The following is a 26,547-nucleotide window of genomic DNA, read 5'->3' as shown; positions in this document are numbered from 1 at the left end:
CGATGTAGGGCTTTTTTATTATGCCTAGACTTACAACAAGATCAAGGTAGTAAGCTTACAGGAGATGAGAAAGGGAATATTGGTAAAAAATCCGTGCTGTTAGATATGTCGCATTGGAGAATAGAATCCTTGATAGTTGGGAAGTATGCTTTTTAATGTGACGATCCATATTAAATGGAAATCCGCCAACTGAAGCAGGGGGGAATGGGAAATTGTCAATAAAGCAAGCAGAACAAAATTTCCTTAGCTAATAAAGCTTGTGTTGTGTGCGATACGGACGTGGTTCGTTCATCACACGATAATGACATAAGGATGCGTGCTTACCTCTAAAATAAAAAACCCTGCAAACCTAAGGTTGCGGGGTTTTTTGGCCTGTCAAAACGAAATTATGCTACAGGAGCAGTAAGAACGTTAAGTTTTTTCATCAGGCGAGATTTTTGACGATTAGCTGCGTTTTTATGAATAAGACCTTTCGTAGCAGCCTTGTCAATTTTCTTAACAGCTGCAAGAAGGGTTGTTTTAGCTAATTCCACGTCAGAAGCAAGAACTGCTTTTTCAAAGTTCTTGATTGTTGTACGAAGATCAGATTTTTGAGAAGCGCGTTGAGCACGGCGTTTTTCAATCGTCTTTGTACGTTTGATAGCGGATTTAATGTTTGGCATACTTTCACCTCCTTAAAACAATAGAAAAGACCATAGCAAAAGAAATGCAACAAATAGTATTCTAGCATGCGTTTGGTGCATTTGCAAGGAATGATTTTGCGAATAAAAATGACAGAAGCAAGCAACCTAGTAGTAAGAAATAAGAACAGAACACATGATAATCTGGTTCTAAATCGGAAGGACAGAGGAATGAGCCAAATTAGCTTGTCGTACGCTTATTTTTCTCTACTTGGAGGCGAATAGAATGGATGTACATAACATTGATCTAGCTAAGTATACAATCCGCACTGATCTGGCAGTAGAAGCGCATGAGGTGGCTTGTGAACAGAATCAAAGCGATGTACCAGGGGTTTTCCTAGCAACAGATAACTCTGAACCGGGTATTACCGTGACCAGAGTACAGGTTGAGAATGAGGAGGCAGGTAGACAGATCGGAAAGCTCCCAGGAAATTATGTGACAATTGAAGTGCCAAAACTCAGAGATAACGATTCAGAGCTGGAGGGTATAGTAATCAAGCGATTCGCTCGAGAATTTGCTAGATTTCTGCAGGAACTCGGATTAACAGAGGACAAAAAGGCGTTAGTCATTGGTCTTGGAAATTGGAATGTAACGCCTGATGCACTAGGCCCTCAAGTTGTTGAAAATTTATTGGTGACTCGTCATCTATTTGAACTAGCACCTGAATCCGTTCAAGATGGATATCGTGAGGTTAGCGCACTGTCTCCCGGTGTATTAGGGATTACGGGTATTGAGACTAGTGAAATTGTGTTTGGTGTGGTAGAGAAGAGCAAGCCAGACTTTGTAATCGCGATTGATGCCCTTGCATCCCGAGCCCTACACCGAGTCAATACAACGATTCAGATTGCCGATTCGGGCATCCATCCAGGTTCGGGGGTAGGAAATAAGCGTAAATCCATTGACCAAGCCACTTTAGGGGTTCCTGTCATCTCTATAGGGGTTCCAACGGTGGTATTTGCTTCTACCATTGTAAATGATGCGATTACTTATTTATTAGGTCATTTTAATCAATCGATGCAGGAGCAAAATCGAGCATTTAATCGACTTACTGCTTCGGATATGCCGGAGCGCAAAGAACCTTACACAGAGGAAGACTTACCTGATATGGAAAAAAGGGGAACCTTCATGGGGTTAGTAGGGCAGCTATCTGGGGATGAAAAGCGACAGTTAATTCATGAGGTACTGCGTCCGCTAGGGCAAGAGCTAGTAGTGACACCTAAGGAAATAGACGATTTTATGGAGGGTATTTCTAATATAGTAGCTACAGGACTTAACCAGGCGTTGCATAGAGCGGTCTCTGAGGAGAATGTGAGTGCCTATACACATTAAAGGAAAGTAGACTGCTTCGCCATAAATAACCAATAAAAAAACTTCAAAAAACGAAACGTTATTTTACTAGGGTGATCGTTCTATCTACTCTATGACATGCATAACTATAAAGCATATGCAAAAGAAACGTCAGAGGAGGAGATATGAAAATGATCACCCTATTACAACGCTATTTTTTTGCGCTCTCTGCCGGCACAGCTCTGTTATTTGTGCTTGTGAGTCTTTTGCTTGTAAGCCCCAATCATCAGGATTTTCTTTACTCTAGTAGCATTCAACGAGCCGCTTCCAACGTATCAAGTATTACGTTTCTTGATGCGATGGGTATGGAAATCCCTAGCTTGCATCGTACCGTTCAAGCCCAGGGAGAGCCTGAGAGCTCCACGATGCAAAGCTTCTTCTTTCAACTCATTACCGGTATTTATCCTGGTGATTTACGCAGTCTGTTAGGCAGAGAGCTACCAGGCTTGCTTACCTACGATGATGCTCGCATTATTGTGCCGGGTCAAGGATTAGAGCTAGTGGATTTGTACGTGGAATCTGCCGCACCGAATGCAGTTGTTCAGGATATGAATCGAGAAGAAAATACAAAAGCAAGGGACATCGTACAGCCGGGACAAGTCGAAAAGGATGAAACGAAGACGCCAAGTCCTCCTATCATAGCTGGGGAGAAGCGTGTTTTTATTTACAATACACATAATCGGGAATCATGGACGCATGTAGCACCTACTGTAGGAACGTCAGTTGATCACCCAACAAAAAATATTCAGCTCGTTGGCAAACGATTCGGAAAGCTTTTGCAAGAAAAAGGAGTAAATACCATTGTAAGTGAAAATGATTTTATTCAGCAATTGATCGACCAGAAAAAGACATATCCGATGGCATATGCTGAGTCATATAAAGCTGTGAAAGCTGCCGCTCAAAAAAATCCTGCTTTACAGTATTATTTTGATATCCATCGCGATGGGGATGTGCCGCGTAGTAAAACGGCAATCACTATAAACGGAAAAACGTATGCCCGCATCCTATTTGTCATCGGAACACGCAATCGTAATTTCATGCAAAATGAACGGATGGCCAAAGAATTGAACGCTTTGGTAGAGAAAAAATACCCGGGATTATCTCGTGGTGTAATCGCCAAAGGTGCTCATGAGGGAAATGCCGAGTATAACCAGTCTATCTCTCCGGGCAGTCTATTACTAGAATTTGGTGGAATCAACAACACGCTTGAGGAATCTTACAATACAGCGGAAGCATTTGCAGATGTTTTTGCGGAGTATTACCAAAAAGCAGAGAAAGTGAACAAAGAGCAGACACCAAAGAGTAGTAAGAGTAAGGAGTGAGAGCTTGGATGGCGCATACGATACGATTTATCGGTATGGTGATTCTTTTGTTAATTGGCATTGTACTGGGTATGCAAACCGCTGAACGGGGTATCAATAAAGTGGACGGAAGCTTACGCGAACAATCCCAGACCTTTGCTATTACCAAGGTTGATAATAATCAGGTAGAGATAGCGGTTATGGGGAAACAAGTAAGAACAGAGCCAAAACGTGTCGTTAATTATGTGAGTGAAGCCGGGGAATCGGTAGGAAGATGGATTAAAAAAGGGACGGAAGCTACAGTAAATTGGATTTCTGGATTTTTTGAACCATAAAGCGAGTAATGAAACAAGATGAGAGCAAATAAGGTAGATTGGGGAAAGGCAATTTGTGCTGAGGCGTTCGCAAGTTGCCTTTTTAGCTGGAGTACAGGTTTTTGAGGAAAAAAATAACTGGTTTAATTATACAAAATTAATTTTTGTTCATACTATATTATTTTGATGTTGCTAGTTTTATAAATAAATGCAATAATTATCTAAGTTATCAAAAAATAACCCATAAGAACAATGGTATAGAGAGGTGCGGTCCCTTTGACGCAAAAGATTTTGCACATTGAAAATCTAGAGACCCATTTTTTTACGGATCGTGGACGAGTTCCGGCCGTTGATCGAGTTAATTTATCCATCAACAAAGGTGAAGTGTTAGGCATTGTAGGTGAGTCAGGCTGTGGCAAGAGTGTTACGTCACTATCTGTCATGCGATTAGTACCTAATCCTCCAGGAAAAATTGTGGGCGGTAACATTTTGTTTAAGGGGGAAAACCTGTTAACTGCCAGCGAAAAGCGAATGCGAGAGATTCGAGGGAACGAAATTGCAATGATTTTTCAGGAGCCAATGACTTCACTGAATCCCGTTTACAAAATTGGTGATCAGATTAGAGAAGCTGTTATTCTACACAAAAAAGCTTCCAAAAAAGAAGCAACAAAGCGTGCCATCGAGATGCTACATTGTGTGGGGATTCCGCGTGCTGAGGAAATTATTCATGAGTATCCACATCAATTATCTGGTGGAATGCGTCAACGTGTCATGATTGCGATGGCGATGGCCTGTAGTCCGCAATTATTGATTGCAGACGAGCCAACTACTGCTCTTGATGTTACCATTCAGGCCCAAATACTTGACTTGATGCGCAGTCTAAATGAGGATATGGGGACCTCAATCATGTTGATCACCCACGATCTAGGGGTAGTGGCAGAAATGTGCCACAGAGTGGTTGTGATGTATAGCGGAAATGTGGTGGAAGAAGGAGATGTCAGGAATATTCTGAAGAATCCGAAACATCCGTATACGCAAGGCTTACTCCAATCCATTCCACACTTAGAAGAAAAGAAGGAGCGTCTTTACTCCATCCCAGGTAATGTTCCACTGCCAGGCACTATCAAAGAGGGCTGTCGATTTGCACCGCGTTGTGAATATGTGACAGACAAATGCCGGATAACGATGCCGCAGCTATTGGAAGTGGGCACAGGACATCGAGCGCGTTGTTTTCTACATGAACAATAACATCTGAAGGGGGGCAGATTGGTGGAGGATTTATTAGTAGTGAATCGTTTGAAAAAATACTACCCGATCACGGGTGGAGTTTTTGCCAGAGAAATCGGCGCAGTAAAAGCGGTTGATGATGTCTCTTTTCGCGTTAAGAGAGGGGAGACCTTAGGATTGGTAGGAGAAAGCGGTTGTGGCAAGTCTACAACAGGTAGATCTATACTCCGATTAATAGAACCAACAAGTGGTGAAGTGCTATTTGAAGGAAAAAATGTGGCCCGGATGAAAAGAGAGGAAGTACGGGAGATTCGTAAGGATATGCAGATTATTTTTCAGGACCCATTTGCGTCTTTAAATCCACGCCATACAGTCGGAAAAATTTTAGAAGAACCTCTGATTGTTCATGGGATCAATTCCTCCAAAGAACGGAGTAAGCGTGTTCATGAATTACTAGAGGTAGTTGGACTATCTAGCTATCATGCGGGACGCTATCCTCATCAATTTAGCGGAGGACAACGTCAGCGAATTGGAATTGCTCGTGCACTGATTTTAAATCCCAAATTAATTGTGGCTGACGAGCCAGTATCCGCCTTGGATGTATCTGTTCAATCACAGGTGCTTAATCTCATGCAGGATTTACAAAAAGAATTTAAGCTGACGTATTTATTCATTGCTCATGATCTAAGTGTTGTTCGGCACATTAGTGATCGTGTAGGTGTTATGTATTTGGGCCGCATTGCAGAGCTTGCGGATAAAGATGAGCTGTATACTAACCCTCTGCACCCGTATACAAAAGCATTGCTTTCAGCCGTACCTGTAGCGGATCCTGATAAAAAACAGGAAAGGATTATTTTGCAGGGTGATTTACCAAGCCCAGCTAATCCACCGTCAGGTTGTACATTTCATACGCGATGTCCTCATGTGATGGATGTATGCAGGGAAAAACGTCCTGAAACGCTTAAATCGAGAGAAAATCATTTGGTAGCCTGTCACTTATATAGTTAATATTCAAAATTTTATGAAAATAAATGAGCATATTTTTATAAAAAGAACGTACTGTTTTGACAAAACCTCTTTTTTACATTGATTTGTTACAGGCTGAAAACGTCAAGAATGCATGAAGCAAGGAAGCAATGGCGATATGTTGCTTTCTGTTCATGAAAATAGAAAACAAGGGGGATTAAAATATGAAGAAAAGGAAGCTGTCAGCGGCTCTTTGCGGAATAATGGCTTTTTCTGTAGCATTGACTGGCTGTGGAGGTAATACAAACGAAGCCGCCAAACAAGGGGAAACAAAGACAGCAGAAACCAAAAAAGATGGAAAAACCCTTATTGTGGGGCGCGGTGGAGATTCTGTAGGTCTTGACCCAATCACGATTACCGATGGAGAGTCGGCGCGAGTTACAGAAAACATTATGGAAACACTAGTAAAATACAAAAAAGAAAATACAGAAGTGATACCAGGACTTGCTGAAAAGTGGGATATTACTCCAGATGGTAAGAAATACACCTTCTATTTGCGAAAAGGAGTCACCTTCCATGATGGTACACCTTTTAATGCAGAGGCAGTTAAATTTAACTTTGAACGTTGGATGGATAAACGCAATCCATACCACGATAAAGAAGGCTATGAATATTATAATGACATGTTTGGCGGCTATAAAGGCGACAAGGACCATGTCATCGCTTCTGTAGATGTGAAGGATGAGTACACGATCGTCCTTACATTGAATCGTCCTCTAGCACCTCTTATGCAGAACCTAGGTATGTTCCCGTTTGCTATCGCTTCACCAGATGCAGTCAAGAAGGGGACAAAGGAATTTAATGAGAAGCCTGTTGGAACTGGTCCATTCAAATTCGAAAAATGGAACCGAAATGATAGTATTACGATTGCGAAAAATCCAGATTATTGGCAAAAAGGTCTCCCTAAGCTAGACAAAGTTATTTTTAAGGTGATTCCAGACAACTCCGCTCGTTTAACAGCGCTTACATCTGGGGAGATAGACATTATGGATGGTTTAAATCCTGATGATGCGAAGCCTGTGAAGGAAAATAAAGATCTACAGTCATTTATCCGTCCTTCTATGAATGCTGGCTGGCTAGGCTTTAACATTGAGAAAAAACCTTTAGACAATGTGAAGGTACGCCAAGCAATGGGGCATGCCATAGATAAGCAAGATATGATTGAAGCCTTCTACAGCGGTTTTGCCCAGCCTGCTACTAATCCGTTGCCTCCCTCTATTTGGAGTCATAATGATCAAATTAAGGATCGCGAATATAACCTAGAAAAAGCAAAGCAGTTACTGACAGAGGCAGGTTATCCAAATGGTTTCAAAGTGAAATTCTGGGCAATGCCAGTACCACGTCCATACATTATTAATGGTCAAAAAATGGCTGAAGCGATACAGCAGGACTTTAAGAAAATCGGTATTGATGCCGAGATCGTTTCTATGGATTGGGCGACTTATTTAGATAAAACCAGAAAAGGGGAACAGGAGCTTTATCTGCTTGGCTGGACTGGAGATAATGGCGACCCTGATAACTTCCTAAACAACCACTTTAATAAAAATAATATAGGTGGCAGTAACCGTTCCTTCTACAAAGATGAGAAGATTACTGACCTGCTGGTGAAGGCGCAATCTGAGGTGGACGTTGCAAAACGTACTGCAATTTACAATGAGGTTCAACAAATCATCTTTGATCAAGCAATTCTCATTCCATTGGTGCATTCGACACCTCCAATCGCAGCGAAAGCAACCGTTAAAGGCTATGTGCCACATCCCAAAGGTAGTGAAAGCTTAGAAGAGGTGGATATTGAATAGTTTTCATATGTAAAAGGGTAGGAGCTGAGCTTTCCTCTTACCCTTTTCTTTAACCATTCATTTATCCGCTATCGTTTATGAATACACAAGCAAGGAAAGCGAGGAGATGATATTTGCTAGCTTACACTATACGACGCTTGCTCATGCTGATCCCTGTATTTTTGGGCATGTCTATTATCGTGTTTTCCATTATTCACGCCATCCCCGGGGACCCAGCCTTAACGATTTTAGGAGAGAAGGCTAGTCCGAGTGCCGTTGAAGAACTCCGTGAACAATTAGGATTAAATCAGCCATGGTACATTCAATATTTTTCTTATCTCAAAGATGTAATGACAGGTAATTTAGGCGTATCACTTCATACCAAAGCAGCTATTGCCAAGGAGATCGTTCCTTATTTATCTGCTACTACCGAATTAGCTATTGTCAGCTTGTTGTTTGCGCTTGTTGTAGGGATTAATGCTGGAATCATTTCTGCTTGGAAACAAAATTCTTGGTTTGATTATGTATGCATGCTCATTGCTTTAATTGGTGTTTCTATGCCCGTTTTTTGGCTAGGGCTAATGGAGCAGTGGTATTTTGCACAGGAATTAAAATGGTTACCTTCAGTAGGGCGGGATAATCCGCGTGATGCTGTAGAAGCGATTACCCATTTCTATATGCTCGATACGATCATTAGTGGGAGATGGGATCAATTCAAGGATGTGATCTTGCACCTTATCTTACCTGGCATTGCACTAGGAACCATTCCAATGGCAATCTTTGCTCGAATTACGCGTTCCAGCATGCTGGAAGTGATGCGTTCTGATTACATTCGTACTGCCCGTGCCAAAGGGTTAGCTCAGTTTTTCGTGGTGTACAAGCACGCGCTAAAAAATGCCTTGATTCCGATTTTAACAGTAATTGGCTTACAGTTAGGAATGCTTTTAGGCGGAGCTATTCTTACGGAGACGATTTTTGGCTGGCCGGGGATCGGGCGTTACATTTATACAGCGATTGGTAACCGTGACTACCCAGTTATCCAATCCGGCATTCTTGTCATTGCCTTTATTTTCGTATTGATCAATTTAATTGTGGATTTACTCTATGCCTATGTTGATCCACGTATTAAATATCGCTAAGGGGGGCTCAACAGTGGCACAAGTAACTCCAGAGATGCAAGCTGTCTCTTCTAAAGAGCAGGTTGAAAAAACAACGTCTCCTTGGCGAGATGCCTGGCGAACGTTACGGAAGAATAAAATGGCTTTGTTAGGGTTTGGGATCATCACCTTCTTTATTCTGGTTGCGATTCTTGCTCCTGTTATTACTACGCATCCTTTTGATGAGGGGGCTTTAAAAGAGAGAAACATGCCGCCTTCTGCAAAACATTGGTTTGGAACTGATTATAATGGTCGTGACGTCTATACCCGTGTAGTCTATGGGGCACAAATCTCTTTATGGGTAGGAACATTTTCGGTTATAGGCTCGATTATCATAGGGACGCTGCTTGGACTGATTGCTGGCTATTATGGAAGATGGATTGACATGCTTATCTCTCGTACATTTGATATCATTTTAGCCTTCCCTAGCATTTTGCTAGCTATTGCGATCGTTGCCATTCTAGGACCTTCTCTACAGAATGCACTAATGGCTATTGCGATTATCAATGTTCCTACTTATGGGCGATTAGTACGTTCGAAGGTGCTTAGTTTAAAAGAAGAGGAATTCATTATGGCTGCTAGGGCTATTGGAATGAAGGATGCTCGGATTATTTCACAGCACATATTGCCAAATAGCATAGCTCCGATTATTGTGACGGGGACCTTAGGGATTGCAACTGCTATTTTGGAAGCGGCTGCGCTTGGATTCCTAGGACTTGGCGCACAACCACCGCAACCCGAATGGGGAAAAATGCTAGCTGACTCTCGTGAATACATCCAGCAAGCACCTTGGACGGTTATTTTTCCTGGTCTGTCCATTGTGCTGACCGTCCTTGGATTTAACCTGATAGGTGATGGACTTAGAGATGCCTTAGATCCGCGGATGAAGAATTAGAACGAAAGATTGCTCCTGCTCCTTGATGACTTCAGTTATGATCTAGGGCAGGAGCTTGTTTACGTATAAGAATATCGGCGCGGAGAAAAACTAGCGTTCCTCTGGTTACTTTTTTATTAAATACCTTACGAAATTCCAATAACCTTTTATTATCATGGTTAAAAATAAAATGTATAACAAAATTTCTTGTCTCTGCCTGACAGCCATTACGCTAACGGGCAATTTAATTAAAAAAACCACTCTCTTGTTAAATTGAGATAATCTTCGGATAACGGCCATTACCATTAGTCAGTTAGTCACACATTCGTCTTATCGCCTATATATTGTGGGAGAACCGGGAAAAGGAGATAACCCCGATGTATGGTTACCCATCAATCTATAACAATTATGTGTTCAGGCCAGTTTCCTTTGTGTGTTGGACACCTGCAATGGTGGAGTTGAACCGTCAGTTGGGGGCTTTATGGGAGCAACATATTTACTGGACAAGATTGGCGGTGAATAGTATCGTAGGCGACCTACCTGATAAGGAGGCAACGATTAATAGGCTTCTTCGGAATGCAGACGATTTTGCGGCTGCGTTTCAACCTTTCTATGGACCTACAATTGCAGCAAGATTTGGCGAGTTGATGAAGGAACATCTTACGATTGCAGCGGAACTCGTTCAATCGTTGCACACAGGCAATTCCGCCGCCGCAGATGCACAGCGACGTTGGTACGCAAATGCCGATGACATTGCAGCCTTTCTGGGCAGAATTAATCCTTATTGGTCCCAAGAGGAATGGAGACAGATGATGCATCAGCATCTTAGACTTCTAACGGCCGAAGTAGCAGCACGTGTTGCGGGTAACTATGCGGAAAACGTCTCAACAAATTATCTGATTGAGCCCCAGGCGCTGGAGATGGCTGATGTTATGACCAGCGGAATTATACAACAGTTTCCAAATCTATTCATGGGATAGATCAGTATCTGATTCTGATTCCGATTTACTTGTAATACACATGTCTTGCTATCACATGACCTCATCTGTAAGTGGTGAGGTTTTTATTTTTTGAAAAAGGAGTTATCTGATTTGTTTTTTTAAACTTCAAGAATTGCGTCAAAGACTGAATTGGACTGGAAAATGTTTGCCTCTATACATTCAATCAACCATCACTAACGATCTCGTCACCTTCCGATAATCAGATATTATCTGAAAATAACGGTTCCGCACGGTCACCCTGAATTAAGCTAACTGGAATCATTCCACTAACGGGTTCGTTATTTGAATGCTTATAACACAACAGCGGCAGTCTAGGTTATTTTCACTTCCTAGTTCGTTAACAAGATATATTTTATACAAGGAGGATGTATCAATATGACTCCTATGGTATCCTCAAGATAGAAAAGATAGCTAAAGAAAGGTATGGTGGGCGAAAGTGGATCAAAGACGTCTTACTCAACTTCGTTCGTTTATGGAAGAACAGCAAGCGGATGCTATTCTTGTAACTTTTCCTATGCATGTATATTATATGACTGGTTTTTTTACAAATCCGCATGAACGGTTTATGGGGCTTGTAATCCCTGCTAATGGAGAACCGGTCTTAATCGTACCTGCGTTAGACCGTAATGCAGCAGAAGCGGCTTCTAGCGTGCAAAATATTATGACACATACAGACACCGACAATCCGTATCAAATTTTAAAGCAGGCCCTCCCGCAAAATATGAAGAGTTTGGCTGTGGAGAAGAGTCATTTGACTGTTTCTATCTATGAAGCAATGGTCAAAGAATTAGATGTTCCTACATACATAGATGTGGAAGAGCCGTTACGCCAAATGCGTTTAATAAAGTCTGCTGATGAAGTGGTACGGATTAAGCGAGCATGTGAGACAATCGAGGAAGTTCTTAGACAATGTCTACCAAAAGTAAAGGTTGGCGTAACAGAAGCTGAGATCGTAGCGGAGCTGGAATTCCTGATGAAAAAGCTAGGCTCGCAAGGTCCATCGTTTTCTACAATGGTGTTAAGTGGCCCTAACTCAGCATTGCCGCATGGGAAGCCAGGCAGCCGTAAGATTGCGAGCGGAGAGTTCCTATTGTTTGACATGGGTGTATTACAAGATGGCTATATCTCTGATATTACGCGGACATTTGCTGTTGGAGAGATTAATGACAAGCAAAAAGATGTCTATGAAACGGTATTAGCGGCGAATCTAGCTGCGATTGAAGCTACCCGACCAGGTGTTGTGCTGGCTGATTTAGACCAGGTAGCGCGTCAGGTTATTGCAAACAAGGGATATGGGGAGTATTTTACCCATCGCTTAGGTCATGGCATGGGTATGGATGTACACGAATACCCTTCTGTCCATGGGGCTAATCAGGATAAGTTAGTAAGCGGAATGGTGTTTACTATCGAACCGGGAATCTATTCGCCAGAGGTTGGCGGCGTACGTATCGAGGATGACGTACTTGTAACAGATACCGGAGTCGAAATTTTAACAAGCTATCCAAAAGAGCTTCAAATCATTGGTGTGTAAAAAATCCTATTTTATCTAAAGAAAAAGACGAGCGAGAGGCTCGTCTTTTTTTATAGGTGGGGGATTATTCCATCTGCTACTAGTAGGGATTCTTGTTTCTTTTAGAGAGATACTCTGTCATAGAGTGAATGATACCTTCAAAATAAGCCTGCTCATGAGGAACGAAATCGTGTTTGCCCACCATCCTGTGCAGCGGAATCCTTTCACCTTTGGCATTCCTTTCGAAGCCCTCAACAAGCAGCTCCTGTTTGTCATGTAACCAAAGCTCACAAAATCCAGCAAATTCAGCTTTTACCATACCAGAAACTTCTTCTGGCTGGAGTGTATAATCACTTATCGTATGCTTACTTTGGTAAAGAAATACGTGACTTAATTCTTTATCAATAAATCCTTTTTGTATAATGCAGTTTTTGATGACTCCTAATGATACTAAATCATGGAAAGAAACACGTATGCCTAATTCTTCTTCTATTTCTCTGATTCCATCATAAATCGTTTCATGAGCAAGCAAATGACCGGCGGCTGTAATATCCAACAGTGAAGGAAAGTCCTTTTTCTGCTCGCTTCTGATTTGAAAATGAATATAATCAGTCCCATTTTCATGACTAATAAACCAACAATGAAACGTCTCGTGCCAAAGGCCCTTGCGATGAACCTCTGCACGTGAAGCTGAACCTAGATGATTGTGAGACTCGTCAAAAATGGCAAGCAATTCTGTTTCCATCATCTGTACCTCTTCTTTTATTTTCTAGATAACGATAACGTGACACGGCTAGCCTTAGCCATCGAGAAGACAGCAGATCCTAAAGCTAGCAAAATGATAAGCCCACCCACAGTAGCATTCCAATCAATGGAGGCTCTCTCAATGACGATTCCGCCAATTAAGGAGCCAAAAGCAATCCCAAAGTGAAGAGCAGAATTGTTTAAGCTTTGTTGAATGTCAGAGGATTCTGGAGCAGACTCAATTAAATAGCTTTGTAATGCAGGGGTGATCGCCCAGCTTAACATACTCCAGATAATCATCACTACAAGGAATAGCGGTAAAGCAAAGGTAGTGTAGGGAATCATAAAGATTGTCAAAGCAAAGACAGAAATAACAGATAGAATGGTACGTTTTGTCCCAAAGCGATCTGATAAAAAGCCTCCAAAGCCTCCGCCAAATACGGCAGCAATACCAAAAATAACGTAAATAATGCTTACCCAAGTTCCATCTAGACCTAGCTTCATTTTTAAAAATGGTGTTAGATAAGCATATAACGTTAAATGACCGGCTAAAAATAAAAACGATGTCAATTGAGTAAATAATACGCTACGATTTTTCAATGTACCTAACTGCTTCCAAACCGGAATGGCAGGCTTCGGCTCAATTCGTCCCATAAAGAAATGAACACCTGTCATCGAAAGCACGGTCAAAATTGAGATTAGTATAAAAGGAGCTCGCCAACCAAAGGAATTACCTATCAGTAATCCAATGGGTACTCCAAGCACAAGAGAGGCGCTGATTCCCATAAAAACAACTCCGATAGCTCGGGCACGGTATGGGATAGCCACGAGGCTTGATGCGATTGTAACACATAAAACAACCAGTAAAGAACCACTTGCAGCTGAGATAATACGTGCAAGTAACAGCATCGTATAGGATGGACTGATGACTGCTATTACGTTACCGATCAAAAATACTAATAAAGAAAGCATCGTTAACCGCTTTCGTTCTATGCCTGCGGTTAATGTTAATAGGATGGGAGCTGAGATGGCAAATACAAGGGAAAACATCGTAATCAGAAATCCTGCTTTACCAAGACTTACTCCCAGATCAGTGGCTACTAAATCTAGAATCCCGCCTATAATCAATTCAACCATCCCTACTACAAAAGAGACAATGGTTAGCAAATAAACTCTTCTATTCATGTCCTAACAACCTTTCCTCTAAAAAGTTACCACTGCAATAGTAACTTTTTAGAGAGGAGAAAACAAGTGTAAATTTCATCATACATAATAAACCAGAGAATATGCTATGATGGTACTACTACCTACTAAATGGTTAAGCAAGGGGTCAAAGACAATGCTTCAACAATTCGGCTTCACACAATATGAAAGTCAAGTTTATCAAGCGCTGATAACCGTTGATCAGCCATTAGATGCCACAGGTATCGTCAAGGGGTCAGGTGTTCCGCGTTCAAAGGTATATGAAGTCCTTCATCGCTTGTCTGAAAAAGGGATGATTCTTGAAACGACCGTTGAAAAAAAGCGACTGTATACCGCTCTTCCTATTGAATCGATCATTGAAAAACTAAAAGCTGATTTTGAAACGAATGTGCAAAAATTAAGGAGCACGCAAAAAAAAGAAGCTCCCAAGGATGATCGGGTATGGACCTTAAGAGATAACCATTCGATCCAAGCCTTGCTAAAGGATTTGCTACAGCAAGCCAGTCAATCGATTTTTATTTCGGGATGGGCTGATGATTTAGCTGCTTTTCTCCCCATTTTAGAGCAAAAATACGCCGAGGGAATTACCGTTAATATTCATGTGATTGGTGAATTTCCAACAGCGATTCCTACAGTGTCTATCTTAATTCCTGATGTACAGCACGCAAGCTTAGAAAGAAGCCGCATCCTTATTGTTGATGAACAGGAATTGCTTTTTGCCGGGATAGAAGAGAGTAAGTGGCAAGCTATTCGCACAGGCTCACGTCCTTTAGTGAAATTCTTTACTGAGTTTTTCTATCATGATGTTGCCTTAACCGAAATTACCCAAAGATATCGAGATACCGTGATGAAAGATCAGGCTATTCGCGATGTATTGTTAAATTTAAGGTATTAGCTGAAGGACTATCCTTTGCAATATAAAAGCCTCTCTCTTATCTAACCTAAGAGAGAGGCTTTGCTAGTTAGAGTTGCAAGCAAACGCAACTATTCCTGCTCAGATACACGTAAGCTGCGACGGGCAAGTAGCTTAGAAATAAGGCCATAACGCGGTGAGAATATAAAAGCTAGAGCGAATAGCAGCCCCGCGATAACTGTCATGGCGCCAGCGATGGAGCTATCTAACCAGGTTGCCAAAGCATAACCGAGTGCAGAGCATAGGACACCGATCAGCATGCTTAACCCTAGCATGACAGGTAGCCGGTCTGTCAGCAGGTAGGCAGTCGCTCCAGGTACAACCAACATAGCAACAACCAAAATAGCGCCAACACTTTCAAAAGAGGCGACAGTCGCCATAGAGACAAGTCCCATTAGAAGATAGTGGAACAAAGCGACTGGAATGCCAATAGCAGCCGCCATTGCAGGATCGAACGTGCAGAGCTTAAATTGCTTATAAAAGAGCGAGATAACCAACAGACTGACCAAGAAGACGATGCCAATTCCCCAGACTGCTCTTGGACCCAGATCCAGATCACCGATAGTAAGCGTATCCCACGGTACATAAGCGATTTCTCCATATAGCACACAATCCAAATCTAAATCTACCTGTGAGCTAAACAAAGAGATGATCACAACCCCGATAGAAAATAGAGCGGTAAAGGTTACCCCGATGGCCGCATCTGATTTAACACCGCTGTTTCGAAAAAGCTGAATCAAAAAGACAGTAAGCAGACCAAATGCTCCTGCACCGATTAGCATAGGCAACGTTTCTCGACTGCTCGTAATGAGAAAAGCAAGGGCAATACCAGGTAGAATCGCATGACTTATCGCATCACCCAGCATAGCCATTCGTCTTAAAATGAGAAAACAACCGAGGAAGCCGCATGTAGCGGCTACCAATGATCCGGTTAAAATAATCCAAAAACTGTTCATACGGGAACGCCTCCCTGTTCCGATTTTTTTCTGGAAGTAGGGGGGGACATATGTCCGAGAAGGAAAGGTGTCATATCATAGTGTTCTAGCTCAACCAACATTTGTTTCAGTTGTGGTTTGGTTAGCTGATGTATGATTAGCTCTTCATTCTGATCAACACCATAGCCCTGATACTTTTGTTCATTCATGAGGAATAAATCCCACAGGCGTTGATTCAAAATGAGATCGTGTGCTTTTTCTACACCTGTTTTCGTGAATGTCCAATGCTCCGGACGGCTTTTGTCAAAGGCAACCCAGCCCTTCTTTTGTAAGCTAGATAAGGCTTTGACTACAGCAGCATGTGCTTTTCCACTTTTTTGACTGAGCCGCTCCACAGGTATATACAGATTATGGGATATACGCTGTTGTTTAATCTCGTATTCCATACATTCATATAGGGAGCGCAAGACATCCTGCTGCAAAACCTGATTTCGCAAACGTAAAAAACGAATGAGTTTAAACAAGACACCACGACTTGGTGAAAAAATGAGTGAAAACAAAAATAAAGCTGTGGCACCAAGTACAATAATGGGACCAGTCGGTAAATTTTGAACCTGTGTGCTAAGCAATGTTCCAAATGCACCGCTCAATGCTCCAAATACACCGGATAGTATAACCATTGACCCTAGTTTATTCGTCCAATAACGGGCTGTAACTGCTGGGGTAATCAGCATGGCTGCCATTAGCACAACTCCTACCGCTTGCAGACCAATTACCACAGACATTAGTAGCATGACCATTAATAACCCATCTAGCATTCCCATAGGCAATCCCAAACCGCGACCAAATCCGGCGTCAAAGGAGAGCAGTTTAAATTCTTTAAACAATAAGCTTGTTAACAAAATTAAAATAGCTCCTACAACAACCATTGTATTGACGTCGTTACCAACTAAAGAAGCAGCTTGACCAAACAAAAATTTATCCAGACCGCTTTGATTTCCACTGGAGCTATGCTGGATATAAGTAAGCAAGACAATTCCGATTCCAAAGAACACGGATAAAATAAGCGCAAGGGCAGTATCTTCTTTAATTCGTGAGTGACGCGAAATCATGCTGATAAAGTAAGTAGCAACCAGCCCAGATAGGCCTGCCCCAAGTAAAAATAAGCCAACTGATTTTGAGCCAGTAAGTAAAAAGACTAGACAAACGCCAGGTAATGCTGCATGAGCGAGGGCATCACCCATCAATGAACGACCGCGGAGAAAGGCAAAGCAACCGAGTACCCCGCTACTGATTCCAAGTAGAATGCAACCAGCTAGAACCCATTGTGTGTTGGGATCTAGCAAAGCCTGCCACCAACTCATTTTGACCCCTCCTGCTTGGACCTGTCTGTGGATAGGGCCAGCCGATCACCTAAGATTTGTAAGCGGCCTCCATAGGTTTTTTGTAAATTCTCTGTGGTAAAGGTTTCTTCTGTTGGACCGTTTACGATCATTCGCTTATTAATCATGACAACCCAATCAAAATATTCCGTAACGGTTTGAAGATCGTGGTGAACGACCAACACCGTTTTATTTTGTTCCTTTAATTCGTTCAAAAGGAGAATGATTGCTTTCTCCGTAGCAGCATCAACACCGGCAAAGGGTTCATCCATGAAATAGATTTGAGCCTCCTGAGCCAAAGCGCGCGCTAGGAAGACACGCTGTTGTTGTCCACCCGAAAGCTGACTGATTTGACGATCAGCAAAATCAGCCATACCTACTTTACTCAGGCACTCCATGGCCCATTCCTTATCGGTTTTTCCAGGTCTACGGAACCAGCCAAGACGTCCATAACGCCCCATTAGGACAACATCCAGAGCATCTGTGGGGAAGTCCCAGTCAACGGTTTCACGCTGTGGGACATAGCCTACTAGCTTGCGTTGCTCGCGATAGGGTTTTCCGTAGATGTGGACTTCGCCAGAGGCAGCAGGGATGAGCCCTTGAATGGCCTTGATAAACGTTGATTTCCCTGCCCCATTGGGTCCAATAATTCCGATTAATTTGCCTTCAGGAATGGTAAGTGTGACATTTCGAAGGACTGGTTTTTTCTGATAGGCAACCGTCAAATCGCTGACGGAGAGTGGTTCGTATGATGTAACGGGATTCATATAGGACCCTCCTTTTTTATTTGAGAGCAGAGACAATTGTATCTACATTATGCTTTACCATACCGATATAGTTCCCCTCAGGCGTGCCTGGGGTGCCCATTGCATCAGAGAATAATTCACCGCCGATGACAACGTTGTGGTTTTTGGCAGAAGCCCCTTCAACTACGGCTTCAATCGAGCGCTTTGGAACTGAGGATTCTACGAAGACAGCTTTGATTTTTCGATCAACAAGGGTAGTTACCAGGTTCTGAACGTCCTTTAATCCATATTCAGAAGCTGTACTAATCCCTTGCAGGCCTACAACTTCAATATCATATGCCTTACCAAAATAAGCGAAAGCATCATGAGCGGTAACTAGGACACGTTGCTCTTTAGGAACGGTTGCAACCTGTTCTTTGGCATAATCATGCAATTCTTGCAATTGTTTTAAATAGTTTGCCGCATTTGTGTGATACATATCTTTATGTAGGGTATCAATTTCAGATAAGGAGTCGCGAACCTGCTCTACAGCTTTCATCCACAGGGATACGTCGAACCAAACATGTGGATCTGGCTGATCTGGTGACTCAGGATCTGCGTGTAATAATTCTTTCGGAATTTGTTTTGTCACTGCAATAACTGGCTTTTTTTTGCTCATTTGTTCGAATATATCGACCATTTTTCCTTCAAGATGAAGACCGGAATAAAAGACAATGTCGGCATCCTCAATTCGTTTGATATCCCCTTGAGATGCTTTGTATAAATGGGGGTCTACACCAGCACCCATTAATTGAGTAACCTCTACTTGATCTCCACCGACCTTTGCTACAATATCTGCGACCATACCAGTAGTGGTGGTGATTTTCCATGTTCCTTCGTGTTGGGGTTTTTGTGTATCACCGCTAGTCGCTTGTTGTCCGCAGCCTGTCAGCATAAGTGATAAGGCTAAGACGGAAGCGCTAAGGAATGAAAACCAACGCTGTTTTTTCAATAGTTGCATAGTTGTCCTCCTACAAGTTTTTTGTCTTTATTCTAAAAAGTTTCCTGAGGTCAACTTTATCACAAACATTTGCCCGAGTGCAACAATTTTACCATATGCTACCTCAACTAAATTGGTGCTTGATCATGAATTCATTCAGGAATAAGGATACCTAACCTCTGTTAAACTCCGTCATACTCGAATTAAGTGAGCCAATCAGGATTAGAAACTCAAAAGCATACAGGACTTGTTTGTAAACAATAATAAATGGGTAATTTGTTCGATAGGGTAGTAGAGTGCAGGGGAGAGAAGCGGGTGCTGAAGTATCTCTTTGGTAAATAAAAAACTCGGCTAGCACCGAGTCTGTATCTAATAGAAATGAAAAAGCCAATTCGTTATGATCTGCATAAAGGGCTAAGAAGTGTGTACCCAACTAAAGCTTTTTTAAAACTAGAGTCAGAGTCTTACACATATTTGGTATCATCTAGTAGCAGTCCTTTTGGCTCAAAATAACTAAAGCTGTTAGCATCTGCTGACTCCAAGCGTAAGGATGCATTTGCTAGCGGGAGAAAACCTGTTTGCATATCCAGATATTGTCCCAAGGTTGCTGAAAAGCCAATCAATTTTTCCAGCAAATGAACGTCCGCTATCAATGATGCTGTGCGGAGGATGGCTGCTTGGGGATAGCCGGGGCGTGGTACAGTGGTTTTTTCGTATTGAACAAACCAAGGCAGATGTTCGTGAGTGCCAAGCATACGCATCATCATCGGTTCCCCTGAGGGAAGAGCAATTTGCTGTGTGCCAGAAAAATGAATGGGGTATCCTTCTTGTTGTAAAATGGTTTCTACGTGATTAATATCATCGGTCTCTAAGACTAAGCTATAATAACCCTCTTGGTGTTTTTGGATGAAGGCTTGCAGCGCTAGACCAGATTCTGACTCTGGCACACGAGATTCATCTTCTATGTAAGCAACCTCGAGAAAACCACCGCCTGCTAACGGATAAAGACGAGTGGCTATCCCAGGGAAGGATTGGCCAGTAGCAATACAAGTATAGCCCCGCTCCTGTGTTATGATTCGGTTAATTTCATCGGGCCGGTTAGTTGCGTAAATCAATCGGTCTAACAAGAACATAAAATATCTCTCCTTCATGAACAATTCACAGTCGGCCAATAGCTTTGCACGTAATAAAAGTGGGATGCCGTTGCATTCAATGTATCACAAGTTCAATAGGAGAGGGAGCGAGAAACGAAATAGGCGGCGTTTATCAATAGCCATTTCTTGCTCAAATACTACCTTTTTGCTATTATTAATCTTAGTGTATTTTTTAGCGGATGCGAATGAGCAGATCATTCTATCCGTGGGAGGGAACGAAGAAATGGATCGTCTGGAAAGGCAGAAAAAAATTCGCAATTTCTCTATCATCGCCCATATTGACCATGGGAAATCTACCCTGGCAGACCGTATTCTTGAACTGACAGGAGCTTTGACTGCTCGTGAGATGGAAGCGCAGTTCCTTGATACGATGGATTTGGAAAGAGAGCGTGGCATTACGATTAAATTAAACGCTGTTCGCCTGAACTATAAAGCAGACGATGGCGAGGAGTATATTCTTCACTTGATCGACACACCAGGACACGTCGACTTCACCTATGAAGTATCACGTAGTTTGGCGGCTTGTGAAGGAGCGCTGCTAGTCGTGGATGCAGCGCAAGGCATTGAAGCACAGACTCTAGCAAACGTGTACCTGGCGCTTGATAACAATCTGGAAATCATTCCAATCATTAACAAGATTGATTTGCCAAGTGCGGAACCAGATCGTGTTAAACAAGAAGTAGAGGACGTTATCGGTCTAGATACGAGCGACGCTGTTCTTACTTCAGCAAAATCGGGAATTGGTATTAAAGATGTGCTGGAAGCTGTGGTACAAAAAGTACCGGCTCCAACAGGAGACCCTGAGGCTCCATTGCAAGCACTAATTTTTGACTCTTATTTTGATGCGTATCGAGGTGTTATTGCTTCTGTGCGTATCGTCAATGGTACCTTGAAAAAAGGTATGAAAATTAAGATGATGGCAACCAACAAGACGTTTGAGGTTACGGAAGTAGGTACCTCTACGCCTCGCCAGACTCCAGTGGATGAATTGACGGTTGGGGATGTAGGATACGTAGCCGCTTCTATTAAGACCGTTGGGGATACTAGAGTCGGTGATACGATTACAGATGCGAATCGTCCGGCTGCGGAAGCACTGCCTGGTTATCGTAAAATTAATTCCATGGTATTTTGTGGACTGTATCCAATTGATACCAGCGATTACAATGATCTGCGTGATGCTCTTGATAAATTGCAGCTTAATGATGCTTCCTTGCAATTTGAACCAGAAACATCGCAAGCGCTTGGATTCGGGTTCCGTTGCGGTTTCCTAGGACTATTACACATGGAAATCATTCAGGAGCGTATTGAGCGTGAATTCAATATTGATCTGATTACCACAGCGCCGAGCGTAATTTATCGCATTACACAAACCAATGGTGAGGTTATTGAAATTGATAACCCATCCAAAATGCCTGAGATACAAAAAATCGAGCTAATTGAAGAGCCATATGTAACCTCCACCGTCATGGTGCCAAAGGATTATGTTGGAGATGTTATGCAGCTCTGCCAAGGCAAGCGCGGTGATTTCCTTGATATGCAATATCTAGGTGAAAATCGTGTTCAATTGAAATATGATATGCCATTGTCTGAGATCGTATATGATTTCTTTGATATGTTAAAATCAAGCACGAAAGGATACGCTTCCTTTGATTATGAAATGGCGGGCTATAAACCATCTAAGCTAGTGAAAATGGATATTCTCCTAAATGGCGAGATTGTCGATGCCCTGTCCTTTATCGTACACAAGGATACAGCTTATCCTCGCGGTAAAGTGATTTGTGAGAAGCTAAGAAAATTAATTCCTCGTCAGCAATTTGAGGTGCCAATTCAAGCAGCTATCGGTCAAAAAATCGTAGCGCGTGAAACGATAAGCGCAATGCGTAAAAATGTATTGGCAAAATGTTACGGGGGGGACATTTCCCGTAAACGGAAGCTATTAGAGAAGCAAAAAGAAGGTAAAAAGCGCATGAAAGCGGTAGGTTCCGTAGAAGTGCCACAAGAAGCATTTATGGCTGTTTTACGTATGGATGACAAGTAAGAAGTAAGTTATACCAACGGTTTGAGTGGTGTTAAGGGTGGCGCGCGGATACCTTTTAGGTGGAAGTTGCCACCCATTTGCCACCGCTTCGAAAAAATGCCGACAATTATAATTCGTGTGCAATAGAATCAAATATGTCAGCAGCGTCACGTGCCATTTTTTGTGTAAGATGAACATAACGGTCTTCAGTAATAGCTGATCGGCTATGCCCTAATCTTTTTTGGACTGTCTTAATAGGCATTCCTCTTTCTATTAGCATTGTTGCATGAGTATGTCTTAATGAGTGATAATTAAATTTGATATCCAAAGCCTCACAAGCTTTTCTAGTGTGGTATTTTGCGACGGATGGAGTGATTATCTCTCCACTTTCTTTAATGCAAACAAAATCACCTAAGTCTGATTTGAGGTAAAATTCACCATACTTTATACGATTTTGTTTTTGACGTAACCTCTCCTTTCTTAAAATTTCCACTAATGCATTGCTTATTGGGATTGTACGATAACCCGCTTTAGATTTTGGTGGACCAAGAGACCAATTTGTTTTACCTGTTTTTTGATCTTTAATACCTGCCATTGTTGATTGATCTCGATTGTTTTTTTCCTCCAAATCTATTTGATCCCATTGAAGCCCACAAACTTCTCCTACCCTCACACCTGAATACAGCTCAATTTGGAAAGCAACATGAAACGGATGTCCTTCACAAAAGTAACGGCTTAACTTTTGTAGATTCTCTTTACTTTGAATCTTTAAATCTTCCCTACTAGGCTTTCTAGAAGTTTCAATCATCAACTCGACATATTGCATGGGGTTCTCGCTAATGTATTTGTATGGTTACACAGCTTGTTTTAAAGATTTATTTAATATTCCAGCTAATATATTTATGGTTTGACGAGCAAAACCCTCGCGGACTTTTAAATTCATGAACTGTTGTAAAACGTGTGGCGTTAATGAACGTAATTTATATTTACCTAAATGAGGTAGAATATGAATCCTTATTGCAGACTCATAATTGTACTGTGAATTAGGCTTTAACTTGAGTTCGACATATTCTGTCTGCCAAAACATCAAAAAGTCGTGAAGGGTCATATCTGATGTTAAATATTTTAGGGGTAGCACCAACAAAATGCGAATTTCGTACTTTATAAAGAAGAAGCCGATTTCCTGTACGCTAAGAGATAATGGGATTCAGCCGAGATACATGTAAAAACAGGTCATAGGCTTACTTTTATTTCCAAATAAAGCCTTTTGAACTTACAACTAGGCATCGCTTAATTTCACAGAGAGTATACATTGAGAAATAAACAACAATCCAATTGTAAAATAATTGTTATAAAAATGGAGAATTTATGAACATATCTGATTACATACTAAAAATAGTGGAATTTAGTGGAATTTAATTATATGATTTTATTATGTGAATATATTCACATAATAAAATCATAACGGGAGGGTTTTTATGAAAAAATTTGCAAGTTTAATTCTTATAAGTGTGTTCCTTTTTTCGAGTACGCAATTTGTTCATGCGTCATCCACAGATGTTCAAGAACGATTACGGGACTTGGCAAGAGAAGATGAAGCTGGAACCCTTAATGAAGCATGGAATACTAACTTCAAACCCAGTGATGAACAACAATTCTCTTATAGTCCAACTGAAGGAATTGTTTTCTTAACACCACCTAAAAATGTTATTGGCGAAAGAAGAATTTCACAGTATAAAGTAAATAATGCATGGGCTACATTAGAAGGAAGTCCAACCGAAGTATCGGGGACACCTTTATATGCGGGAAAAAACGTATTAGATAACTCAAAAGGAACAATGGATCAAGAGCTGTTAACACCCGAGTTTAACTATACCTATACGGAAAGCACTTCAAATACAACAACTCATGGATTAAAATTAGGAGTCAAAACCACTGCTACCATGAAATTCCCGATTGCTCAGGGTAGCATGGAAGCTTCTACTGAATATAACTTTCAAAATTCTTCCACTGATACTAAAACTAAACAAGTATCATATAAAAGCCCATCACAAAAAATTAAAGTACCAGCAGGTAAAACCTATAGAGTTTTAGCATACCTAAATACTGGATCTATTTCAGGTGAAGCTAACCTTTACGCAAATGTTGGGGGTATAGCTTGGAGGGTTTCACCAGGTTATCCCAATGGCGGAGGAGTAAATATAGGTGCTGTACTTACCAAATGCCAACAAAAAGGATGGGGAGATTTCAGAAACTTTCAACCTAGTGGAAGAGATGTAATCGTTAAAGGCCAAGGTACTTTCAAATCTAATTATGGAACGGACTTCATTTTAAAAATTGAAGACATCACAGATTCAAAGTTACGAAACAATAACGGGAGTGGAACTGTCGTTCAAGAGATTAAAGTTCCACTAATTAGAACTGAAATATAGTAAGTCACTTTTTGATTATCCGTCTACTAGGGGTAACACCACATTGCAATCAAGTGAAGAAATTGGTTGTTCCCCAAAACGAAAAAAATGAGCTGAATTATTATAAACAACTATGGAAGATAACGGGAAAGCCCTCTGACGGAAAGTTTGAACTGCCCTCCGTCAAGTAGACAATGGAAAAACAAAAAGATCTGACACCAACTATTTTCATATGGGTTGGTGTCTTTCTTATGCTGCTGAATTTTGAAGGTAGTGCCTGTATTCCAAAGGCGTCATACAGTTTAGTCTTTTCTGGTATCGATGGCTATTGTAGTAAGTTATGTATTCCATAATTGCTACTTCCAATTCTTTGTATGTATTAAATTTATTGAGATAATACATCTTGGATTTTATCATTCCCCAAAACGATTCCATCGGTCCATTATCTATGCATCTAGATACCCTCGACATGCTTTGTATCATTCCTGCGTCGTCCCGTTTCTTTTTGAACATTTTGTTCGTATATTGGAATCCTCGGTCACTATGAAAGATGGGTTTAGCATTAGGATATGATTGATGTGCGATATCAAAAGTTCTAAAAACAAGTTCATTGTTGTTGGAATGCCCTACCACAAAAGAAACAATACTTTTATCTGACAAATCCATGATTGCACTCAAATAAGCCTTGCTTTGAAGGCCATACTTCATTTCCGTCACGTCAGTGAGCCATTTTGTACCGAATCTGTCGGATTCGAAATCTCTGCTCAAAATATTTTCCGCAGTAATTTCAGGAGTTGACGGAATGTAACTTTTTTTCTTCCTGCGGCATACCGATTTTATTTGTAAGATACTCATGAGTCTGTATATCCGTTTATGGTTAACAGTAAGATTGTGTTGTCGGTTTAGTTTGATTGTCATCTGACGATATCCAAGGATTCCATTTCTTTCTTCATAGGCATCTTTAATCATGGGAAGCAACTCTTTGTTGAATTTCTCGCTATGACTTTCTTTCCTGTTTAGCCATTTATAATACGAAGAACGTTGAATCCCCATGTTTTCACAGAGTTGACTTATGGGATATGATTTACTTTCATGAAGATCACGTATTGCAAGATATACAGGTTCATATCGGACTTGGCTTAGAATCGCCTCCTTTGGATTTCGTCCAGCTTTTTTAATAAATCAATCTCCATTTGCTTTCTTCTGTTCTCAGCTTGAAGCAGCTTATTTTGTGCCCTCAGCTTCTCCACTTCGGACATATCATCTTCAGACTTTCGCTTCCCACGTTTATCCTGAAGTGCACCTACACCAGATTTAACGTATTTATTTGTCCAAGAATAAACTTGCTGATAGGATACCTGAAATTTCTGTGCGGTTTGAACGTAATTGTGTTGATGTTCTATACAGAATCTGACGATTTCAATACTTTCATCGTAAGTAGTTGCTCGTCCTTTTGTCATGATTGGTGTTCCTCCTGTGCCGCAAGCTTTCGGCTTCTCATGACCATTATACTTCAGGATCCAGTTACGCAGTTGGCGGGTTGATTTGATGCCATATCTTTTACATATATCCATGTGAGAACCATCACTAGCCAGATAATCCTCGACAGCTGTTTTCTTTAATTCTGTGGAATAGGAGGAGTTCTTGGATGTATTGAGCAATCCGTTTGGACCTAACGTTTGATAAGTTTGAAGCCATTGTTTAATAGATGGAAAGGAAACATCTAGAAGATTTGCTAAATGATTAAGCGAATCTTCCCCACGAAGATATTTTTCAATAGCTGCAATCTTTTCTGACCCAGATATTTTTGCTTTATGGGACATAAAAATGCTCCTCCTTGTAAGGAA

General features: G+C 41.4%; 25 protein-coding genes. 13 read left to right on the top strand and 12 right to left on the bottom strand.

The genetic code is table 11. The features are described 5' to 3' along the window. Positions 1-386: 386 nt before the first annotated feature. Positions 387-662, bottom strand: coding sequence for a 30S ribosomal protein S20 (gene rpsT / locus AYJ08_RS14815; protein ID WP_003338252.1), 276 nt, complete (start codon positions 660-662; stop codon positions 387-389). Between the two features lie 244 nt (positions 663-906). On the opposite strand from rpsT, the gene gpr reads away from it, so the two are divergent. From gpr to AYJ08_RS14765, 10 genes are all read left to right on the top strand, one after another. Then, positions 907-2,010, top strand: coding sequence for a GPR endopeptidase (gene gpr / locus AYJ08_RS14810; RefSeq protein WP_064018375.1), 1,104 nt, complete (start codon positions 907-909; stop codon positions 2,008-2,010). Positions 2,011-2,159: 149 nt separating this feature from the next. Further along, the gene (gene spoIIP / locus AYJ08_RS14805; RefSeq protein WP_064018374.1) at positions 2,160-3,350 is read left to right on the top strand and encodes a stage II sporulation protein P; all 1,191 of its coding nucleotides are present in this window, start codon (positions 2,160-2,162) and stop codon (positions 3,348-3,350) included. A gap of 8 nt (positions 3,351-3,358) precedes the next feature. Then, positions 3,359-3,664: a DUF3679 domain-containing protein gene (locus AYJ08_RS14800; protein ID WP_064018373.1), complete on the top strand. Its 306-nt coding sequence runs from the start codon at positions 3,359-3,361 to the stop codon at positions 3,662-3,664. Positions 3,665-3,919: 255 nt separating this feature from the next. After that, positions 3,920-4,891 (top strand): ABC transporter ATP-binding protein, encoded by a 972-nt coding sequence (locus AYJ08_RS14795; protein ID WP_064018372.1) that lies wholly within the window; start codon positions 3,920-3,922, stop codon positions 4,889-4,891. A gap of 18 nt (positions 4,892-4,909) precedes the next feature. Then, positions 4,910-5,878, top strand: coding sequence for an ABC transporter ATP-binding protein (locus tag AYJ08_RS14790; RefSeq protein ID WP_064018371.1), 969 nt, complete (start codon positions 4,910-4,912; stop codon positions 5,876-5,878). 182 nt (positions 5,879-6,060) lie between these two features. Then, a complete protein-coding gene (locus tag AYJ08_RS14785) occupies positions 6,061-7,695 on the top strand; it encodes an ABC transporter substrate-binding protein (RefSeq protein ID WP_064018370.1) in 1,635 nt (544 codons plus the stop codon). A gap of 113 nt (positions 7,696-7,808) precedes the next feature. Continuing rightward, complete coding sequence (locus AYJ08_RS14780; RefSeq protein WP_064018369.1) at positions 7,809-8,813, top strand: ABC transporter permease; 1,005 nt, start codon at positions 7,809-7,811, stop codon at positions 8,811-8,813. A 34-nt stretch (positions 8,814-8,847) separates the two neighbouring features. Further along, positions 8,848-9,726 (top strand): ABC transporter permease, encoded by an 879-nt coding sequence (locus AYJ08_RS14775; protein WP_157452875.1) that lies wholly within the window; start codon positions 8,848-8,850, stop codon positions 9,724-9,726. Between the two features lie 356 nt (positions 9,727-10,082). After that, positions 10,083-10,685, top strand: a complete 603-nt coding sequence (locus AYJ08_RS14770; RefSeq protein ID WP_082890976.1) for an acetylglutamate kinase — start codon at positions 10,083-10,085, stop codon at positions 10,683-10,685. A 457-nt stretch (positions 10,686-11,142) separates the two neighbouring features. Beyond that, entirely contained in the window at positions 11,143-12,237 is a 1,095-nt protein-coding gene (locus tag AYJ08_RS14765; RefSeq protein WP_082890975.1) for a M24 family metallopeptidase, read from the top strand. A gap of 79 nt (positions 12,238-12,316) precedes the next feature. On the opposite strand, the gene AYJ08_RS14760 is transcribed toward AYJ08_RS14765, so the two are convergent. After that, positions 12,317-12,964, bottom strand: a complete 648-nt coding sequence (locus tag AYJ08_RS14760; protein WP_082890974.1) for an NUDIX hydrolase — start codon at positions 12,962-12,964, stop codon at positions 12,317-12,319. A 14-nt stretch (positions 12,965-12,978) separates the two neighbouring features. Beyond that, on the bottom strand, positions 12,979-14,145 hold the full coding sequence (locus AYJ08_RS14755; protein ID WP_064018367.1) for an MFS transporter: 1,167 nt from the start codon (positions 14,143-14,145) through the stop codon (positions 12,979-12,981). 154 nt (positions 14,146-14,299) lie between these two features. Here AYJ08_RS14755 and AYJ08_RS14750 point away from each other — a divergent pair, with 154 nt between their 5' ends. Further along, entirely contained in the window at positions 14,300-15,058 is a 759-nt protein-coding gene (locus AYJ08_RS14750) for a TrmB family transcriptional regulator (RefSeq protein ID WP_064018366.1), read from the top strand. Between the two features lie 89 nt (positions 15,059-15,147). On the opposite strand, the gene AYJ08_RS14745 is transcribed toward AYJ08_RS14750, so the two are convergent. The 5 genes from AYJ08_RS14745 to AYJ08_RS14725 all read right to left on the bottom strand — a co-directional run bounded on the left by AYJ08_RS14745 (position 15,148) and on the right by AYJ08_RS14725 (position 20,251). Continuing rightward, positions 15,148-16,032: a metal ABC transporter permease gene (locus AYJ08_RS14745; protein WP_031414061.1), complete on the bottom strand. Its 885-nt coding sequence runs from the start codon at positions 16,030-16,032 to the stop codon at positions 15,148-15,150. After that, complete coding sequence (locus tag AYJ08_RS14740; RefSeq protein WP_064018365.1) at positions 16,029-17,375, bottom strand: metal ABC transporter permease; 1,347 nt, start codon at positions 17,373-17,375, stop codon at positions 16,029-16,031. Before AYJ08_RS14740 ends, AYJ08_RS14745 begins: the two co-directional genes overlap by 4 nt. Further along, positions 17,372-18,160, bottom strand: a complete 789-nt coding sequence (locus tag AYJ08_RS14735) for a metal ABC transporter ATP-binding protein (RefSeq protein WP_031414063.1) — start codon at positions 18,158-18,160, stop codon at positions 17,372-17,374. The genes AYJ08_RS14740 and AYJ08_RS14735 overlap by 4 nt, the downstream gene beginning before the upstream one ends. A gap of 16 nt (positions 18,161-18,176) precedes the next feature. Continuing rightward, complete coding sequence (locus tag AYJ08_RS14730) at positions 18,177-19,139, bottom strand: metal ABC transporter solute-binding protein, Zn/Mn family (protein WP_064018364.1); 963 nt, start codon at positions 19,137-19,139, stop codon at positions 18,177-18,179. 443 nt (positions 19,140-19,582) lie between these two features. Further along, complete coding sequence (locus AYJ08_RS14725) at positions 19,583-20,251, bottom strand: VOC family protein (RefSeq protein ID WP_064018363.1); 669 nt, start codon at positions 20,249-20,251, stop codon at positions 19,583-19,585. Positions 20,252-20,495: 244 nt separating this feature from the next. Here AYJ08_RS14725 and lepA point away from each other — a divergent pair, with 244 nt between their 5' ends. Continuing rightward, a complete protein-coding gene (gene lepA / locus AYJ08_RS14720) occupies positions 20,496-22,310 on the top strand; it encodes a translation elongation factor 4 (RefSeq protein WP_031414066.1) in 1,815 nt (604 codons plus the stop codon). A gap of 106 nt (positions 22,311-22,416) precedes the next feature. On the opposite strand, the gene AYJ08_RS14715 is transcribed toward lepA, so the two are convergent. Beyond that, the gene (locus tag AYJ08_RS14715) at positions 22,417-23,115 is read right to left on the bottom strand and encodes a tyrosine-type recombinase/integrase (RefSeq protein WP_082890973.1); all 699 of its coding nucleotides are present in this window, start codon (positions 23,113-23,115) and stop codon (positions 22,417-22,419) included. Between the two features lie 27 nt (positions 23,116-23,142). After that, positions 23,143-23,397: an N-terminal phage integrase SAM-like domain-containing protein gene (locus AYJ08_RS24960; protein ID WP_369799689.1), complete on the bottom strand. Its 255-nt coding sequence runs from the start codon at positions 23,395-23,397 to the stop codon at positions 23,143-23,145. Between the two features lie 370 nt (positions 23,398-23,767). Between AYJ08_RS24960 and AYJ08_RS14710 the strand changes: the two genes are divergently transcribed. After that, entirely contained in the window at positions 23,768-24,721 is a 954-nt protein-coding gene (locus AYJ08_RS14710; RefSeq protein WP_064018362.1) for an ETX/MTX2 family pore-forming toxin, read from the top strand. A 228-nt stretch (positions 24,722-24,949) separates the two neighbouring features. Here the strand turns inward: AYJ08_RS14710 and AYJ08_RS14705 are convergent, their stop codons facing one another. Together AYJ08_RS14705 and AYJ08_RS14700 are read right to left on the bottom strand one after the other, a co-directional pair. After that, positions 24,950-25,807 (bottom strand): IS3 family transposase, encoded by an 858-nt coding sequence (locus AYJ08_RS14705; protein ID WP_255365467.1) that lies wholly within the window; start codon positions 25,805-25,807, stop codon positions 24,950-24,952. A 32-nt stretch (positions 25,808-25,839) separates the two neighbouring features. Continuing rightward, positions 25,840-26,523: a helix-turn-helix domain-containing protein gene (locus tag AYJ08_RS14700; RefSeq protein ID WP_064018361.1), complete on the bottom strand. Its 684-nt coding sequence runs from the start codon at positions 26,521-26,523 to the stop codon at positions 25,840-25,842. Positions 26,524-26,547: the final 24 nt, after the last annotated feature.

The sequence above is a fragment of the Brevibacillus sp. SKDU10 genome (genome assembly GCF_001645205.1).
In the GTDB taxonomy this organism is placed as follows: domain Bacteria; phylum Bacillota; class Bacilli; order Brevibacillales; family Brevibacillaceae; genus Brevibacillus_B; species Brevibacillus_B halotolerans.
The sequence above is the reverse complement of the archived record's forward strand: the minus strand, read 5'-3'. Positions and strand labels throughout refer to the sequence as shown.

What these genes read in the sequence shown, in the direction of transcription:
- rpsT (WP_003338252.1), bottom strand. Translation starts at nt 662, where the DNA reads ATGCCAAACATTAAATCCGCTATCAAACGTACAAAGACGATTGAAAAA.
- gpr (WP_064018375.1), top strand. Translation starts at nt 907, where the DNA reads ATGGATGTACATAACATTGATCTAGCTAAGTATACAATCCGCACTGAT.
- spoIIP (WP_064018374.1), top strand. Translation starts at nt 2,160, where the DNA reads ATGATCACCCTATTACAACGCTATTTTTTTGCGCTCTCTGCCGGCACA.
- AYJ08_RS14800 (WP_064018373.1), top strand. Translation starts at nt 3,359, where the DNA reads ATGGCGCATACGATACGATTTATCGGTATGGTGATTCTTTTGTTAATT.
- AYJ08_RS14785 (WP_064018370.1), top strand. Translation starts at nt 6,061, where the DNA reads ATGAAGAAAAGGAAGCTGTCAGCGGCTCTTTGCGGAATAATGGCTTTT.
- AYJ08_RS14775 (WP_157452875.1), top strand. Translation starts at nt 8,848, where the DNA reads ATGCAAGCTGTCTCTTCTAAAGAGCAGGTTGAAAAAACAACGTCTCCT.
- AYJ08_RS14770 (WP_082890976.1), top strand. Translation starts at nt 10,083, where the DNA reads ATGTATGGTTACCCATCAATCTATAACAATTATGTGTTCAGGCCAGTT.
- AYJ08_RS14760 (WP_082890974.1), bottom strand. Translation starts at nt 12,964, where the DNA reads ATGATGGAAACAGAATTGCTTGCCATTTTTGACGAGTCTCACAATCAT.
- AYJ08_RS14755 (WP_064018367.1), bottom strand. Translation starts at nt 14,145, where the DNA reads ATGAATAGAAGAGTTTATTTGCTAACCATTGTCTCTTTTGTAGTAGGG.
- AYJ08_RS14750 (WP_064018366.1), top strand. Translation starts at nt 14,300, where the DNA reads ATGCTTCAACAATTCGGCTTCACACAATATGAAAGTCAAGTTTATCAA.
- AYJ08_RS14745 (WP_031414061.1), bottom strand. Translation starts at nt 16,032, where the DNA reads ATGAACAGTTTTTGGATTATTTTAACCGGATCATTGGTAGCCGCTACA.
- AYJ08_RS14740 (WP_064018365.1), bottom strand. Translation starts at nt 17,375, where the DNA reads ATGAGTTGGTGGCAGGCTTTGCTAGATCCCAACACACAATGGGTTCTA.
- AYJ08_RS14735 (WP_031414063.1), bottom strand. Translation starts at nt 18,160, where the DNA reads ATGAATCCCGTTACATCATACGAACCACTCTCCGTCAGCGATTTGACG.
- AYJ08_RS14730 (WP_064018364.1), bottom strand. Translation starts at nt 19,139, where the DNA reads ATGCAACTATTGAAAAAACAGCGTTGGTTTTCATTCCTTAGCGCTTCC.
- AYJ08_RS14725 (WP_064018363.1), bottom strand. Translation starts at nt 20,251, where the DNA reads ATGTTCTTGTTAGACCGATTGATTTACGCAACTAACCGGCCCGATGAA.
- lepA (WP_031414066.1), top strand. Translation starts at nt 20,496, where the DNA reads ATGGATCGTCTGGAAAGGCAGAAAAAAATTCGCAATTTCTCTATCATC.
- AYJ08_RS14715 (WP_082890973.1), bottom strand. Translation starts at nt 23,115, where the DNA reads ATGCAATATGTCGAGTTGATGATTGAAACTTCTAGAAAGCCTAGTAGG.
- AYJ08_RS24960 (WP_369799689.1), bottom strand. Translation starts at nt 23,397, where the DNA reads ATGACCCTTCACGACTTTTTGATGTTTTGGCAGACAGAATATGTCGAA.
- AYJ08_RS14710 (WP_064018362.1), top strand. Translation starts at nt 23,768, where the DNA reads ATGAAAAAATTTGCAAGTTTAATTCTTATAAGTGTGTTCCTTTTTTCG.
- AYJ08_RS14700 (WP_064018361.1), bottom strand. Translation starts at nt 26,523, where the DNA reads ATGTCCCATAAAGCAAAAATATCTGGGTCAGAAAAGATTGCAGCTATT.